Here is a 15522-nt window from a genome sequence, read left to right as displayed (position 1 = left end):
CCCCAAAGAGGGGAAAGATAAACTGAGGAGATTGACATAATGCGTAAATTCGCCACCCTTTTGCTTGCCGGAACGGTCGCCGTCTCCGCGCTCGCCACCGCCGCCTATGCCCAGAATCCGATGGTCGGCGGCGCCGCCATGTATGCAACCAAGAACATCGTCGAGAACGCCGTCAATTCGAAAGATCACACGACACTGGTCGCGGCCGTCAAGGCCGGTGGTCTCGTCGAGACGCTGCAGAGTGCCGGTCCCTTCACCGTGTTCGCGCCAACCAACGAGGCGTTTGCCGCGCTTCCGGCCGGCACGGTCGACACGCTGCTCAAGCCCGAAAACAAAGACAAGCTGGTCAAGATCCTGACCTGCCATGTCATCGCTGCCAAGGCGCTGGCCGCCGACGTGACCAAGATGGTCATGGACGACGGCGGCGCGCACAAGGCCAAGACGGCCGGTGGTTGCGAGCTGACGCTCAAGGCCGATGGCGGCAAGGTCACGGTGACCGACGAGAACGGCAATGTCGCCAATGTGACGATCGCCGATGTCGAGCAGTCGAACGGCGTCATCCACGTCATCGACAAGGTTCTTCTGCCGAAGATGTAACGAAGGGCCTGCTGCCAGCGAAGATATGGGCGAGGCTCCATGCCGATAGCGCGGGTTGGGCTTGCGTGACCCGCGCTATCGACAAGCGTACACTCCGCGCCGTCCCCCGCCCTCCAAGCGTGGGGCCCGGTGCGGAGTATCCGTTTTCAGGAGCTAGCCGTCACCGGCCTTTGATTTCCGTATGACGGTCGAATTTGGCAGACGGATAACAGGAGAAATGATCATGAACCGTCGCGATCTTCTTTTGAGCGGTGCGGCTGCCATCGGGGTGGCTGCAGGTGCCGCAGTGCTGTTGCGCATGGGCAGGCCGCAGGATGCGGGGGCGGCCGAAACCTTCGAGGTCACCAAGACCGAGGCAGAGTGGCGCGCTGTGCTGTCTGACGCGGCTTTCAATGTGCTGCGCAAGGAAGGCACCGAATATCCGGGCACCAGCCCGCTGCTCAACGAGCACCGCAAGGGCATCTTCGTCTGTGCCGGCTGCGACCTGCCGCTCTATTCTTCCGAGACGAAGTTCGATTCCGGCACCGGCTGGCCAAGCTTCTGGCAGGAGATTCCCAATGCCGTCGGCAAGACCGTGGACAGGTCCCTGGGCATGACCCGCACCGAGGTCCACTGCCGCCGCTGCGGCGGCCATCTCGGCCATGTCTTCGACGATGGGCCGCCGCCGACCGGCTTGCGCCATTGCATCAACGGTGTCGCCCTGACCTTCAAGCCAGCCACGGCCTGACCGCTTGAATTCGAGCGCGACAGCCGTCAGCGTTCATCCAACCATCAGCGTTCATCCAGAATGGCGAGGGCCGCGAGCGTCAGCAGAATCGACGGAACCACCTTGACGAGGGGGCCGAGCGGATCGAGCCAAAGCACAGGTTCGGTGAACGTTGCGGCAAGCAGATAGACAAACGTCAGGAAAAGCATGCCGATCAGCGCGCGTCTTGCCCAGGCTCGGAAAAGAACCGCAAGCCCGAGCATGATGTCGGCGAGACATGTCGCGACCACCATGATGCCTGCAAGGCGATCGGGCAGAAAGGCGAGATGGCTTTGCGCCGCCTCGAATGTGAGGAACGGCGCGAGGCCGGAAGTCAGCCAGAAAAGCGCCAGGATCATAATGATTGGCGACTTCAGCAGATAGAGGCGGGCGAACCAGAGATCCTGGACGCCCGAAGGGACGGCGGCGAGCGTCTCGGCCGTCGACGACAGGCGCGGGCGGTGGTCCTGTGGTCGCCGGTTTTCAATGCCACCTGACATGACTGCCATGGCGGTAGAGCGGAGCGGCGAACGCCAACCAAGCCTGCCGGCCATGTCGGCGAACCATGTCACCGGCCGAGCGACCGCCGAGGGCATGGAAATCACCGGCGCGGCAGGAAGGCCGAGCCAGCTGCGATGCAATAGGACGAGTTCTCTGAGCGTGAGCCTTTCGTCGCTGCCAAGAGCGACGTCGGATCCGGCTGGCAGCGTGTCCTGGATGGCCGCGCTGACGGCGCTGGCGACATCGTCGAGTGCGACCGTCGTAACGAGGCTTTCAGCGTAAACCAGCGGAATGACCATGGGAAAGGCTGCGAGAGCCCTTAGCAATGCGGATCCGCCATGCGCGTTGCGGCCGAGCACAAGCGCCGGACGCAGAATGACATGGCGTACGCCACTTGCCACGAGCGCCGTGTCCGCTCGCCTTTTGGTGCTGAGAAAAGGAATGTCGCGGTCAGCGGTTTCCGTTTCCGCCGATATCTGAATGATCAGCAGCCTCTGGTCGCGCGCCGCCTCATAGAGGGCGAGCATCGCCCGTTCCTGGGTGGCACTCAGATCGTCCGAGAGCCCATCCTGAAGCGCGCCGGCGCAATTGACGACAACCTGCTGCTCATCCAGCACGTGCTGCCAGCTGACGCCCTGCGTCATGCCGGCGAGATCGGCCTTCAGCCAGCGAACGAACGGCATCTTCAACGAGGCACGCGCGATATCACGCCCAAGCCCCGTGACCTGATGGCCTTCGTCCGCGAGTTTCCTTGCGACGGCGGAACCGATGAAACCGGTCGCGCCGAGAATCAGGATATTCATCCCGGAACTTTAGCCCAAACCATCTAATGCATGTCGCCCAAAAGTGGCAGCGGTTTTGGGGGAACGACATGCAAAGACCTAAAGCCCGGCGCGTGGTTCCCATCACACGCGACGCGCCTACTGCCTTTTAAGATTTTGCGCATGACCCCGAAAATTGCTTTTCGGGGTCATGCGCGAGGATGCCGGGCGGGGGGGCCCGGCGCTCCTCAGTGTCCGCCACCACCGCCACCGGCCGCGGCAGGTTTGCGGATGAACAGGGTGAAGAGTCCCAGCGTGGCGAACAACACGGTCAGCATGAAGAACACGTCCATGAAAGACAGCAGCGACGCCTGCTGCTGGACCATGCCTGATAGTTTGGAGATCGCCGCCTTGGAGGCGTCAAGTCCGGCAGTCTGCTCGAAGTTGAGCGTCATGTTCTGCAGCTTTTCCTGTGCTGCGGCACTGCCCCATTGCACGTGCTCTGAGAGCCTTGCGTAGTGGAAGGCGTTGCGGTCGATCAGCACGGTGTTGATGACGGCCAGGCCGACGGCGCCACCGAGATTGCGGGTCAGGTTGAACAGGCCCGACGCGTTCTTCAACCGCTCGGGCGGCAAGGTTCCGAGCGCGATGTTGTTGATCGGCACCATGCACAGCATCATCGAACAGCCGCGCAGGATCTGCGGGATCAGCAGTTCATAAAAATCCCAGTCGGCGGTGAGATGCGTCATCCACCAGGTCCCCGTGGCGAAGCCGAAGAAGCCGATCATCATCATCAGACGCGGGTCCATCTTGTTCGACAGGATGCCGGAAATCGGGGCGGTGAAGAACATGGCCAGGCCGCTGACGAACAGCGCCTCGCCGATCATCAGGGAATCGTAGCCGCGGATGCGCCCGAGGAACACCGGATAAAGATAGGTCAGGCCGTAGAGGCCGATGCCGACGACGAAGGAGAACAGCGAGCCGAAAGCGAAGTTGACGTTGGTGAAGGCCTTCAGGTCGACAATCGGCTCCTCGGCTGTGAAAGCGCGCCAGAAGAACAGCACCGCGCCGACGGTCATGATGGTGGCGCAGATGAACACCGCCTGATCCTGCAGCCAGTCGTTGTTCGGACCTTCCTCCAGCACATATTCCATGCAGCCCAGGAAGGCCGCCATGCCGGCAAGGCCCCACCAGTCGAACTTGCTGAACAGCTTGAGATTGGGCTTGTCGAAGTCGATCAGCGACCATGCCGCGGCGGTGACCAGGATGCCGGGCACGACATTGATCAGGAACAGCCAGTGCCAGGACATGGCATGGCTTATATAGCCGCCGACAGTCGGGCCGATGGTCGGTGCCAGCGTCGCCACCAGACCGATCATTGGCGACACCATGGCGCGGCGCGACGGCGGAAAGATGGTGAAGGCAGCAGCGAAGACGCTTGGGATCATGCCGCCGCCGATGAAGCCCTGCACAGCGCGGTAGACGATCATCTGGTCGATATTGGTTGCGGTCGCCGCCAGCGCACTGGCGGCGGTGAAGCCAGCCGCGGAGACGGTGAACAGCACCCGCGTCGACAGCATCCGGCTGAGAAAACCCGACAGCGGGATCATGATGACTTCGGCGATCAGATAGGCGGTCTGCACCCACGGGATTTCGTCGGAGCTGGCGCTCAAGCCCGCCTGGATCTCGGCCAGCGAGGCCGAGACGATCTGGATGTCCAGGATCGCCATGAACATGCCGAACACCATCGCCAGGAAAGCGATGACGCGCCGTGTGGAAATGGTGTCAGGCGTAGCCGGCCTCGCCGGCGGCGATCCTGCCGTCACGGTTGCGGTTGCCATGGCATTGCTCCCAAGCGGCCGCTCAGTTCGACGCGGCCGGCGCTGTGCGGCTGTCGACGGCGACGACGACACTGAGGCCGGCGCGCAGCTTGCCTGTCTTCAGCACATCCGCCGGCACGTCGATGCGAACCGGGACACGCTGCACGACCTTGGTGAAATTGCCGGTGGCGTTTTCCGGCGGCAGCAGCGAGAACACCGCACCGGAGGCTGGTGCCAGCGAAGAGACCGTGCCTTCAAAGTCATGACCGTCGATGGCGTCGACCGAAATCCTGACCTTTTCGCCAGGCACCAGCCGGGCAAGCTGGGTTTCCTTGAAATTGGCGACGATATAGAGCTTGTCCATCGGCACGATGACGGCCAACTTCTGTCCGGGGCTGATCAGGTCGCCTTGCTCGACCGAGCGGTTGCCGACCACACCGTCATAGGGCGCGCGCAGCACGGTGAAGGACAGGTCCCGCGCGGCCTTGTCCCGGGCAAGCTGCAGCGACGCCAGTGTGCTTGCCGTCTCCGCGCGCTGCGCCTGAAGCACACCGATATTGGCCTGCGCCGCCGCGATCTGGGCGTCGGCGCCTACAAGGGCGGCATTGGCCTGCTCGACCGCGGTCTGGGCATCGTCCAGTTGAGCTTGGGTGCCGACACGTGTCTTGAGCAATTGGGCGGCGCGCACTTGAGCTCGCGCCGCATTGTCGGCCGCTGCCTGGTCGGCGGTCTTCTGCGCCTGCGCCTGCTCGAGCGACGCGCGCGCCGCCTCGGTCTGGGCGTCGATGCGGTCGAGCGTCTTGCTCAGGGTGGCGATCTGCGCCTCGGCTTGGGCGACCGCTATTTTGTAGTCGCCATTGTCGACGATCAGCAGCGGGTCGCCGGCCTTGACCCGCTGGTTCTCGGTCACCTTGACCTGATCGACATAGCCGGAAATTTTCGGCGAGATGAATGCCATGTCGGCCTGGACATAGGCATCGTCGGTTGAGATCATGAAACGCCCGTCGGTCCAGTAATCGTAGCCATACCAGGCGCCTGCGCCCAGCAATCCAAGCGCGATGATGGGCAACAGAAAGGAGCGTGCCGAACGTTTCTTTTTGGCCGGCGTCTCGGCCGGAGGACTTATTGCGGGCTCGGTCGGTGCGGTCGGCGCTTCGGTCGCTGGCGCAATCTTGGCGTTGGGGAAAGGACGGACTTCGGCGGTGGGGGTCGCGTTCGAGGACATGGAATCTCTCTGGGTCTCTGGAGACTGGGCATTCTCTCTGGAAAATCAGTCAGACTGAACCGTTCGGTTCGATGTGAACATTGACTTAGCGCGGAGAGAGGCCCATATCAAGGGTGATCGAACCGATCGGTTCGAATATTTTTCGAGGTGTGACGTTATGACCGAAGCCGACAAGGACCAGTGCGATCTGCTGGATGGCCTGCGTCGCGGCCGTCCGGCGGCAGGGCAAGACCCGGTCAAGCGCAGCCAGATCATCGAAGGCGCGCGCCGTGTCTTCATCGACAAGGGTTTTGAAGCGGCGTCGATGAACGACATCACCCGCGAGGCCGGCGTTTCCAAGGGCACGATCTATGTCTATTTCGCCAACAAGGAAGAGCTGTTCGAAGCGCTGATCGAAGAAGAACGCGGCACGATCTTCAAGAACATGTACGATCTGCTCGATCGCGCCGACGACCTTCGCGAGACGCTAGTGAAATTCGGCAAGGTGCTGTCCCTCAAGATCACCTCGGCCAAGGTCGTCCAGGCGCAGCGCACGGTAATCGGCGCATCCGACAGGATTCCCGAACTTGGCGCGCGTTTTTATGAACGCGGCCCGAAACGCGGCCACGACAAGGTCGTTGCTTTTCTCAATGCCGCCATCGAGCGCGGCCTGCTGCGGATCGACGATGTCGATCTTGCCGCCTATCAGTTCACTGAGCTGTGCCTTGCTGGCCTTTTCCGCCAGTGCATATTCGCCTACCGCACCAAAGCCCCGAGCCAGGAAGAAATCGACCACATCGTCAAGTCGGGCGTCGGCATGTTCCTGAAGGCTTACGGCACCGAAAGGCTTGCCACGGAAGAACGCACCCAGACGATTGCGCTAGAGGCAAAGTCCTAGCCGCCATTGGCTGCCAGCACGATCGCCGCGCGCAATTCCTCGAGGCCCTCGCTCTTTTCCGACGACGTGGCGAGAACGAACGGAAACGCGGCCGGCCGCTTCTTGATCTTCGCAAGTGTCTCTTCGATCAATCGCGGCACGCCGGCCGCTTTGATCTTGTCGGTCTTGGTCAGCACGATCTGGTAGGACACCGCCGCCTTGTCGAGCAGCGACAGCACTTCATCGTCCTTGGCCTTAATGCCGTGACGGGCGTCGATCAGCACGTAGACGCGCTTCAGCGTGACGCGGCCCTTGAGATAGTCGAATACGAGTTTCGTCCAGTCGTCGACTTTTTCCTTGGGCGCGGTGGCGTAGCCGTAGCCCGGCATGTCGACCAGCGCCATCGGCGGCAGATCGGCGCCTTCGCCGGAAAATCCACCCGGAACGAAATAGTTGAGTTCCTGCGTCCGCCCCGGCGTGTTGGATGTCCGCGCCAGCCCCTTCTGGTTGACCAGCGCGTTGATCAGCGACGATTTGCCGACATTCGAGCGGCCGGCAAAGGCGATCTCCGGCGGCCCTTCCGGCGGCAGGAATTTCATTGCCGGCACGCCGCGGATGAAGATCCACGGCCGCGTGAACAGTTCGATGCCGATCACGGTCTTGTTCAACGCGTTCAAACCGCTGCCTCCAGAAGAGAAATATCGGCGCCACGAATGGCATTGAGGTTGCGGCTGATCTTTTCCACCGGCCAGTCCCACCACGCCGCCGCCAAAAGCCGCCAGATGGTCCTGTCGTCGAAGCGCATCTTCACCACCTTGGCCGCATTGCCGGCGACGATCGCATAGGGTGGCACGTCATGCGTCACCACCGATTTTGCCGCGACGATGGCGCCATGGCCGATCGTCACGCCGGGCAGGATCACCGCTTCCATGCCGATCCATACATCATTGCCGAGCACTGTGTCGCCGCGCAATTCCTTCGACCAGGTCGCCGGGTCGAAACCCTCTTCCCAGCCATGACCGAAGATGTTGAACGGATAGGTCGAAAAGCCGGACATGGCATGGTTGGCGCCGTTCATGATGAAGCGGGCGCCCTCGGCGATGGCGCAGAACTTGCCGATGATCAGCCGGTCGCCGATGAACGGATAATGATGCAGCACGCATCGCTCGGCGAATTTGTCGGGCCCGTCCGGATCGTCATAATAAGTGAAGTCGCCGATCTCGATGTTCGGCGCCGTGACCAGTCCCTTCAGGAATCCGACGCGGGTATGCATCGGGATCGGGTGCTTGATGTTGGGGTTGGGTCCGATCATGGTCTGGCTCCATCGGCGAGATAAACGGGCAAGGTCAAAATAGCGCGATCCGCCCGGCAGCACCAACCGCGTGCGCAGCGGATCATCCTTACCTGTTCATCGAGGGAGCGCTCCTGAAACGAGAGCGACTTATAGGGATGTGTCGCGGCGGCGTCTACCGCCCGGCCGACTGGTTTCGCGTTCGGCAGCGGCTCGGCTTGTGCGAAAAAGCCCCGGAACCGGGGCTTTCCTTGATTCGCAAAAAAGGGGGGCGCCGGCTACTCCGCCGGCGACGGTTTCTTCCGGAAAAGCGCGACCAGATTGTCCCACAATTCGATCTTGGCGCCCTGCCGCTTCATGATCACGCCTTGCTGGATGATCGAAAGCAAATTGTTCCAGGCCCAGTAGATGACCAGGCCGGCCGGGAAGCCCGCCATCATGAAGGTGAAGATGACAGGCATCCAGGTGAAGATCATGGCCTGCGTCGGGTCCGGCGGCGTCGGGTTCATGCGCATCTGCAGGAACATGGTCACGCCCATGATCAGCGGCCAAACGCCGACCATCAACATATGCGGCAAGGTGATCGGGATGAGGCCGAACAGGTTGAAGATCGAGGTCGGATCGGGCGCCGCCAGATCCTGGATCCAGCCGAAGAACGGTGCGTGCCGCATCTCGATGGTGATGTAGAGCACCTTGTAGAGCGCGAAGAAGACCGGGATCTGCAGCGCCACCGGCCAACAGCCGGCGAGCGGATTGATCTTCTCGGTCTTGTAGAGCTCCATCATCGCCTGTTGCTGCTTCATCTTGTCGTCCGCGTATTTCTCGCGGATCTCAAGCATCTTTGGCTGCACCTTCTTCATGTTCGCCATCGACGCGTAGGATTTGTTGGCAAGCGGGTAGAAGACGGCCTTGACGACGACGGTGGTGGCGAGGATGGCCAGACCGAAATTGCCGAAGAATTTGTACATCGTGTCGATCAGGTAGAACATCGGCTTGGTGATCCAGATGAACCATCCCCAGTCGATCAAACGGTCGAACAGCCTGATGTGGCGATCTTGCGCATAGGCGTTGACCTTGGCGACTTCCTTGGCGCCGGCGAAGATCTCGGTCTCTACCGTCGCCGACTGGCCGGCATCAACATTGATCGGGTCGGTGAGGAAGTCGGCCTGGTAGCGGGGGCGGCCGTCCTCGAAATAGGCGTAGCGCGGCTGGAACGGCTGCTTCTCGGTCGGCACCAGCGTCACCGCCCAGTATTTGTCGGTGATGCCCAGCCAGCCATCGGTCGACTTGCCGGGCGTGAACTGCTTGTCCTCCTCGACGGCCGCGTATTTGTGTTCCTGCAGGCCTTCCGTGCCGGTGACGCCGATCAACCCCTCATGCAGCACATAGATGCTGGCAACGGCAGGTTTGTCGAAGCGGGTGACACGGCCGTAATTCGACAGGGTAACGGCGGTCGAACTCGAATTCTGCACCGTGTCCGAAACAGTGAACATGTAGTCGCTGTCGACGGAGAAGGTGCGCTTGAAGGTCAGGCCCTTGTCGTTGGTGAAGGTCAGCGCGACCGGTGTCGCCGGGGTCAGTGTCGCATTGCCGTCGACGGTCCACACCGTTTCCGGCCCCGGCACCGCGCCGGTCTTGTCGCTGCCGACAAAGCCGATCTCGGCATAGTAGCCGGTAGGCAGCGCCGCCGGGTTGAGCAACTCGATCTCGGGCGAGTTCTTGTCGACCGTCGTCGTGTAGTGCTTGAGCCTGAGGTCGTCGAGACGGGCGCCGGTGAGATTGATCGAGCCCTCCAGGCTCGGCGTGTCGATCTTGACGCGCTGGGTCGACGCCAGTGCCTGCTCGCGGCCGGCCGGCGTCGTGCCGTCGGTTCCCGGTGCGTTGGGGCCCGCTGCATTGGGAATGGCGCCTTGCGGCGGCACCGGCGTTTCGCTACCGCCCGGACTGGTGGCTTGGGCCGCCTTCTTCTGCTCCGCTACCCGCTGTTCTTCGATGCGGGCCTTCTCGCGCTGTGCCTCGCTCTGCGGCAGCACGTAAAAATACTGCCAAAGCGACAGGATCAGCACCGACAGCGCGATGGTGATGAAGAAGTTCCGGTTGTTTTCCATCGAAAGCCTTGGCCTATCGTGTTCCGCGCAATCGGCGGGAGAGTTCGGCCTTCAATTGGCCGAACGGAGTGGTAAGCACGTCTTCGCGCCCGACGATGACATAGTCATTGCCAGGCGCCATGTCACCCGCGGCATGCGTGCGCACGGCTTCCCTCAGCCGCCGCCGGATGCGGTTGCGCACGACTGCGTTGCCGACCTTCTTGGTGACCGTGTAGCCGACGCGAGGCGCCTCTGCGTCGCTGCGGTCCAGAACCTCGACGAGAAAAAGCCGCCCGCGGCGCTTCTCGCCACGCCGGACAGCCAGGAATTCCGCGCGTTTCAGAAGCCGCTTGGGATGTGCTCCCACTGGCTTGCCGGTTGCGGGCAACGATCTCGTCTTCCGTTCAGGCGCTGAGCCGCTTGCGACCGCGGTTGCGGCGGGCTGCGACGACGCCACGACCACCCTTGGTGGCCATGCGGGCACGAAAACCGTGCCGACGTTTGCGGACGAGTTTGGACGGTTGGTAGGTACGCTTCATTTGTTTTAATACCGCGGGGTGCGGCCCTTCTTGATTCTGTCACTCTGTAACAGGAGCTTTGCCGGGTCGGTTTTGGCGCGATCGAAACCGCGCCGGGACGAATGGCCCGAGCGTGAGCGGGCTTATAGAAAGAAGGGTTTTGGAAGTCAATCCGGCGCCGTCATGGCCGATGGCTGAAGTGATGGCCGAACTCTGGGCGGTCTTATCCCGTATTGGGACGAAGGATGAAATTGGCAAAAAAGCCGCAATGGCCTAATCTTGGCTGATCAAGTGATCGTGAAGAAAAAGCAGCATGAGTGAAATCCCATCCGCGGACGAAGGGACCGACCGGGCGACGGCCGCCGCCCGGACCGTGCCTTTGTCGCGTGGATTGTCGACAAAGCTCCTGCTGCTCACGATCGTCTTCGTGCTTCTGGCCGAGGTCCTTATCTTTCTGCCCTGGATCGCCAGCTACCGAATGAGTTGGCTGAAGGAAAGGCTGAGCACCGCCGCGGCGGTCTCGATCGTGCTGGTGCAGGGAGAGCCAGCCTCGCTGTCGCGCGCCGCGCAGAACGACGTGCTGACGGCGATCGGCGCCAAGGCGATCGCCGTGCGCGACGGCGGCGTCTCGCGCCTTCTGGTCGTCGCTGAAATGCCGCCGCACGTCGACGAGCATATTGACATCGCCAATGTCGGCCTGGTCCAGGGCATGACCAGTGCTTTGGACACGCTGTTTTTCGGTGGCGAGCGGATGCTGCGCGTTTTCGGGCCGGTCGGCGACAGCGACAAGGAATTCGAGCTGATCATGCCCGACTACAGCCTGCGCAATGCCATGCTCATATATTCGCGCAACGTCGCCTTCGTCTCGCTGCTGATCTCGCTGTTCACCGCCATGCTGGTCTATGCCGCCATCGACCTGATCATGATCGGCCCGATCCGGACGATGACGCGTTCGATGCTGGCCTTCTCCGAGGCGCCCGACGACCCCGGGCGGATCATCCACCCTGCCGCCCGCGCCGACGAGATCGGCGTTGCAGAGCGAGAGCTCTCGCAGATGCAGGAGCGGCTGCAGAAGATGCTCTCCGAGCAGAAGCATCTCGCCGATCTCGGTCTCGCCGTGTCGAAGATCAACCACGACATGCGCAACATCCTGGCGTCGGCGCAGCTGATGTCGGACCGTTTGCGTCAGGTCAAGGACCCGACCGTGCAGGCCTTCGCGCCGAAACTGCTGCGCGCGCTCGATCGTGCCGTATCCTACTCGGAAGGTGTGCTTTCTTATGGCCGCACCCAGGAGCCGCCGCCTTCGCGCCGCAGGCTCAGGCTGCGCCAACTGGTCGACGACGTCCATGGCCTGCTCGACACCGAAGGCGGCATCGAATTCGTCAACGCCGTCGATCTGGCTTTCGAGGTGGATGCCGATTCCGATCAGCTCTTTCGCGTGCTCACCAATCTTTGCCGCAACGCCGTGCAGGCAATGGCGGCGGACGCGGAAAGCGCGGTGGTGCGCCGGTTGGCGGTGTCGGCCGAGCGCGTCGGCAGCGTCAGCCGTATCACCGTCACCGACACCGGCCCCGGCCTGCCGCCGAAGGCGCGCGAGAACCTGTTCGCGGCGTTCCGCGGCTCGGCCCGCAGCGGCGGCACCGGCCTTGGCCTGGCGATCGCCTATGAATTGATCCGCGCTCACGGCGGCACGGTGGAGCTTGTCGAAAGTAGAGGCGGCCGCACCACATTCGCGGTCACCATCCCGGACGAGCCGGTCCGGCTCGACCAGGCCCGCAACGGCCTGCGCCGCCCGGCCTGATCCAGAGCAATTCCAGGAAAAGTGTGTGACGGTTTTCCGTCCGGAATTGCGCAGAACAAAGAGCCGGCCAGCACGAACAGCAAAACTTTTGCCGGATCGGCTTGCTTTTCGGAAATTCAGTCGCTAGGGAACACGTCACATCGCGGCCGGTCGTTAAGGATCGGATCGCGGGCTATGCAAAGCATGGCCTGTTGCGCGCCCGTAGCTCAGCTGGATAGAGCACCAGACTACGAATCTGGGGGTCAGGAGTTCGAATCTCTTCGGGCGCGCCAAATCTACGCTGCAGCACGCCGGACGCGCTTGTAGCCAGCGAAAGCCCTCCAACCTATGAGAGACGTTTTCGTGCGGGCGAGCCCCTGTGGCGCTTCGGCGCGGCCTGCTCCGCTATTCCCGGCATGTCGAAGAGCACGCCAGACCCATGTCATTGAGCCGAAAGCTGCCCAGCGGCAGGCGATGCTAAGGCAACCCTATCCGACGCCATCAATCAACGCGTGCGCTGCTAACTCCTCAGCAGTAGTTCGGCGTTAGGAACTTAGGGCATGCACGACGCTGGCGCTCAATCTCCCTTAACTTTTCGTAAGACAGATCATGGGTGCTAACGCCCATTTCAACCAAAACAGATATCCTGATGTTGTGCCATTGAACTCTTCTTGTCCCCGTAGACTCTGATCGAATGGTGCCTTTAGATAGTCGCGGTCGCTGAGCCGCATGGTCTCCGCCCAACGAGCCCCGCTCTCATTTTCCACGGTGGTTACGATCTTTCGAGCCTTTTGGATGTACGGTCCCGTAAATGTGTCCATGGCTTCAGTAGGCTCAAAATCGCACCCGACGAACTCCACAGTCAGCTCATTTCTCCCATTCCAATTCTCTCTTTTTTGCTCCCGGCATCTGCTGGAGGAGCTGTCCGGCGGGTTTTCAGAAATTAAATCTGCGAATCGCGCGCCTAGTTCGCCACCTTCTTCGACAGTATAGACATAACGAACATTGACACCCTTAACGGATCCGCGGCCATAATTCTTTGTGTAGGTAACTACTTGGAATATTTTTTGACCATGGTAGTCTTCCGTGTGGATTACTTGTGCTTGATTGAGGAAGCAGGCCTTGCCGGAGGCGACTTCGGCAACAACAGAAGTAACACCCATTCCAATCAGGACACTACCTATGACGCCAATCGTCCACTTAGCCAAGGCCGGCAGTGAAGAAAACCATTGGTTCATTTTGCCACCCTCCAGCAGCGACATAGCGAGCAGGCACGCCCCAGTGGACAGATCGGATTGTGAACATCTGCATGCTGGTGCGCCGCGAGCATAACAGCTGCGTAAAACTGGAGCTATCGCCAGGAACGCCGCCCATCGTAGCGGCTTTGGCGGGCTTCGGATTTTTCCGGCCGCTCCTGCCACGCAAAGCCGTCTAGGCCGGCTTCGCGTGGGCGCCAAGCCAAAGTGGACTTGCGCCGGCGGGAGCCACGCTGCCCGTTTCGTGGGCGGCCTCAGCCCGAATAGCGGAGCACATTGACAAGCAGAGCGAAAGCGGGGGACGTTTGGCGGCGGCTGGGATAGTAGAGGTGATATCCCGGCCAAGGCGGGGACCACTCATCGAGCACCCGCACAAGGCGACCGCTGTCAAGGTGGGCCTGCGCCACGTCCTCCGGCATATAGGCGAGGCCGAAGCCCTCCAACGCGGCTTCGAGAATCTCGACGGTGCCATTCAGGATGATCTGGCCGTCCACCCGCACCTTCAGCTCGCGACCGTCTCGCTCGAAATCCCAGGCCCACAGCCCGCCGTTGGAGGAAAAGCGCTGGTTGATGCAAATGTGACCAGTTAGCTCCTGCGGTGTCATTGGCGGCGGCCGCTTGGCGAAATATGATTTCGCCCCAACGACGGCGAAGCGGATGTCCGGCCCGACGCGCACAGCAATCATGTCTTTTGCGACGCTCTCTCCCATTCGCACGCCTGCGTCGAACCGTTCAGCTGCAATGTCTGTCAGTGCGTTGTCGAGGAACACCTCCACTGTGACGTCGGGATAGTCGGGAAGGAGCTTCGCCAACCTCGGCCAGATAACAGAATTAAATGCGTGATCGCTGGCGGTGAGGCGAATGGTGCCGGCAGGCTTTTCCCTCAATTCGCTCAACGCCTCGACCTCGACGTCGATCTCCTCGAAGCGCGGGCCGATGTTGCGCAGCAGCCGCGCGCCGGCCTCTGTAGGTGAAACGCTGCGGGTCGTGCGGGTCAGCAGCCGAATACCCAGTTGCTCTTCGAGTGCACGGACCGTGTGGCTCAGCGTGGACTGCGAAATTCCGAGCTGCGCCGCAGCCCGCGTGAAGCTGCCCTCCCGTGCGACGGCCAGAAAGGCCAGAAGCATATCAAGTCTTCCACGCCGCATTTATGGCGTATCCCCATAAGTCGATACTTATTATACAAGCCAGTGGGACGAGTTGCACCCGGGCCCGATCGAAATCGCCGAGAGCGTGCGTAGTTGATCCGTCGTGGTAAAACGCGCCGAAGCGACAAGGCCGCATCACCGTTCCTCCGGGGGCTTGAGATGCCGGAACTGCATCAGCAGCAACAGATCGTAGGTGATCTTCAGGGCGCCGCAAATGAGGAGGGGCCAAGCCCGGAACGAGGCCGCGAACAGCGCGCCGGCCAGCGCGGGACTGGCGGCGGCGGCCAGACTGCGCGGCACCGATGTGAAGCTCGCGGCCGCCGCCCGTTCCGCCTCCGTGACGACGGCCATCACGTAAGATGATCGCGTCGGCACGTCCATCTGCGAAAGTGCTGCGCGGATCAGCAGCAGGACGAGTGCCAGAGGCAGCGTGGGCGCCAACGCCGCCAGCATCAGGGCGATGCTCGACGGAATGTGGGTGAACACCATCGTGTTGATCAGTCCGATGCGCCGGGACAGCCAAGCTGAAACGGGGAAAGAGAACGCCGAAAGCACGCCGGACCAGAAGAAGAAAAATCCCGCTTCCGAAAGCGACAGATCGAACTTTTCGAAAAGCCAGAGGGCAAGCAGCGACTGGACTACAAAGCCTCCGGCAAAAGCGTCGAGGCTGAAAAGCGCCGCGAGCTTGAACACAATCTTGCGCGAGGGGCCGAGCGCGGACCCGCTGCTGGAGTCCGTCGCCGGACGGCGCTGCGGGATCTGCGCGTAAAGGAGGCCGCCGAGAAGACCCAGAAACGCATAGAGCACGAACATCGCCTTGATGCCGGCGAGTTGGTCGAGGCCGGCCGGAGCCAGAAGATCAGGTGTCGCCGAAACGAGCGCGCCAACCGCGCCTGCCAGCGCACCCACAAGGCTGTAACGCGCGAACATCCTGGTC

Annotated in this window: 15 protein-coding genes and 1 tRNA gene; 5 read left to right on the top strand and 11 right to left on the bottom strand. The window is 61.8% G+C overall.

Features of this window, described 5'->3' with window-relative positions; all coding sequences use genetic code 11:
- The first annotated feature begins 39 nt into the window (after positions 1-39).
- Together EOC93_RS09720 and msrB are read left to right on the top strand one after the other, a co-directional pair.
- On the top strand, positions 40-597 hold the full coding sequence (locus EOC93_RS09720) for a fasciclin domain-containing protein (RefSeq protein WP_095484538.1): 558 nt from the start codon (positions 40-42) through the stop codon (positions 595-597).
- A 223-nt stretch (positions 598-820) separates the two neighbouring features.
- Positions 821-1324 carry a peptide-methionine (R)-S-oxide reductase MsrB gene (gene msrB, locus EOC93_RS09715; RefSeq protein WP_127204492.1) on the top strand — a complete coding sequence of 168 codons (504 nt, stop codon included), beginning with the start codon at positions 821-823 and terminating at the stop codon, positions 1322-1324.
- A 44-nt stretch (positions 1325-1368) separates the two neighbouring features.
- Here msrB and EOC93_RS09710 read toward each other — a convergent pair whose 3' ends face one another.
- The 3 genes from EOC93_RS09710 to EOC93_RS09700 form a co-directional block, all read right to left on the bottom strand.
- A complete protein-coding gene (locus tag EOC93_RS09710) occupies positions 1369-2646 on the bottom strand; it encodes an SDR family oxidoreductase (protein ID WP_127204491.1) in 1278 nt (425 codons plus the stop codon).
- Positions 2647-2852: 206 nt separating this feature from the next.
- Complete coding sequence (locus EOC93_RS09705; protein ID WP_127204490.1) at positions 2853-4445, bottom strand: DHA2 family efflux MFS transporter permease subunit; 1593 nt, start codon at positions 4443-4445, stop codon at positions 2853-2855.
- 22 nt (positions 4446-4467) lie between these two features.
- Positions 4468-5649: an HlyD family secretion protein gene (locus tag EOC93_RS09700; protein ID WP_127204489.1), complete on the bottom strand. Its 1182-nt coding sequence runs from the start codon at positions 5647-5649 to the stop codon at positions 4468-4470.
- A 157-nt stretch (positions 5650-5806) separates the two neighbouring features.
- Here EOC93_RS09700 and EOC93_RS09695 point away from each other — a divergent pair, with 157 nt between their 5' ends.
- Positions 5807-6526 carry a TetR/AcrR family transcriptional regulator gene (locus tag EOC93_RS09695; protein WP_095484534.1) on the top strand — a complete coding sequence of 240 codons (720 nt, stop codon included), beginning with the start codon at positions 5807-5809 and terminating at the stop codon, positions 6524-6526.
- On the opposite strand, the gene yihA is transcribed toward EOC93_RS09695, so the two are convergent.
- From yihA to rpmH, 5 genes are all read right to left on the bottom strand, one after another.
- Positions 6523-7182, bottom strand: a complete 660-nt coding sequence (yihA, locus tag EOC93_RS09690) for a ribosome biogenesis GTP-binding protein YihA/YsxC (protein WP_095484533.1) — start codon at positions 7180-7182, stop codon at positions 6523-6525. The two genes, EOC93_RS09695 and yihA, sit on opposite strands and share 4 nt — an antisense overlap.
- Positions 7179-7817: a CatB-related O-acetyltransferase gene (locus tag EOC93_RS09685; RefSeq protein ID WP_095484532.1), complete on the bottom strand. Its 639-nt coding sequence runs from the start codon at positions 7815-7817 to the stop codon at positions 7179-7181. The genes yihA and EOC93_RS09685 overlap by 4 nt, the downstream gene beginning before the upstream one ends.
- A gap of 257 nt (positions 7818-8074) precedes the next feature.
- Positions 8075-9904 carry a membrane protein insertase YidC gene (gene yidC / locus EOC93_RS09680; protein WP_095484531.1) on the bottom strand — a complete coding sequence of 610 codons (1830 nt, stop codon included), beginning with the start codon at positions 9902-9904 and terminating at the stop codon, positions 8075-8077.
- A gap of 13 nt (positions 9905-9917) precedes the next feature.
- The gene (rnpA, locus tag EOC93_RS09675) at positions 9918-10271 is read right to left on the bottom strand and encodes a ribonuclease P protein component (RefSeq protein WP_095484530.1); all 354 of its coding nucleotides are present in this window, start codon (positions 10269-10271) and stop codon (positions 9918-9920) included.
- A gap of 16 nt (positions 10272-10287) precedes the next feature.
- Positions 10288-10422, bottom strand: a complete 135-nt coding sequence (gene rpmH, locus EOC93_RS09670) for a 50S ribosomal protein L34 (protein ID WP_008833937.1) — start codon at positions 10420-10422, stop codon at positions 10288-10290.
- 292 nt (positions 10423-10714) lie between these two features.
- Here rpmH and EOC93_RS09660 point away from each other — a divergent pair, with 292 nt between their 5' ends.
- Both EOC93_RS09660 and EOC93_RS09655 read left to right on the top strand, forming a co-directional pair.
- Positions 10715-12202 (top strand): HAMP domain-containing sensor histidine kinase, encoded by a 1488-nt coding sequence (locus EOC93_RS09660; protein WP_126104040.1) that lies wholly within the window; start codon positions 10715-10717, stop codon positions 12200-12202.
- A gap of 195 nt (positions 12203-12397) precedes the next feature.
- Positions 12398-12474, top strand: a tRNA-Arg gene (locus EOC93_RS09655).
- Between the two features lie 294 nt (positions 12475-12768).
- Here EOC93_RS09655 and EOC93_RS09650 read toward each other — a convergent pair.
- The 3 genes from EOC93_RS09650 to EOC93_RS09640 form a co-directional block, all read right to left on the bottom strand.
- Positions 12769-13419 carry a hypothetical protein gene (locus EOC93_RS09650; RefSeq protein ID WP_127204488.1) on the bottom strand — a complete coding sequence of 217 codons (651 nt, stop codon included), beginning with the start codon at positions 13417-13419 and terminating at the stop codon, positions 12769-12771.
- 272 nt (positions 13420-13691) lie between these two features.
- On the bottom strand, positions 13692-14585 hold the full coding sequence (locus tag EOC93_RS09645; protein ID WP_127204487.1) for a LysR family transcriptional regulator: 894 nt from the start codon (positions 14583-14585) through the stop codon (positions 13692-13694).
- A 135-nt stretch (positions 14586-14720) separates the two neighbouring features.
- A partial coding sequence (locus tag EOC93_RS09640; protein WP_127204486.1) for an MFS transporter occupies positions 14721-15522 on the bottom strand: 802 nt, incomplete at its 5' end.

It is taken from the genome of Mesorhizobium sp. M6A.T.Ce.TU.002.03.1.1, from assembly GCF_003997275.1.
Classification (GTDB): Bacteria; Pseudomonadota; Alphaproteobacteria; order Rhizobiales; family Rhizobiaceae; genus Mesorhizobium; species Mesorhizobium mediterraneum.
Note: the sequence above shows the minus strand (reverse complement) of the source record. Positions and strands in the feature narration are given on the sequence as shown.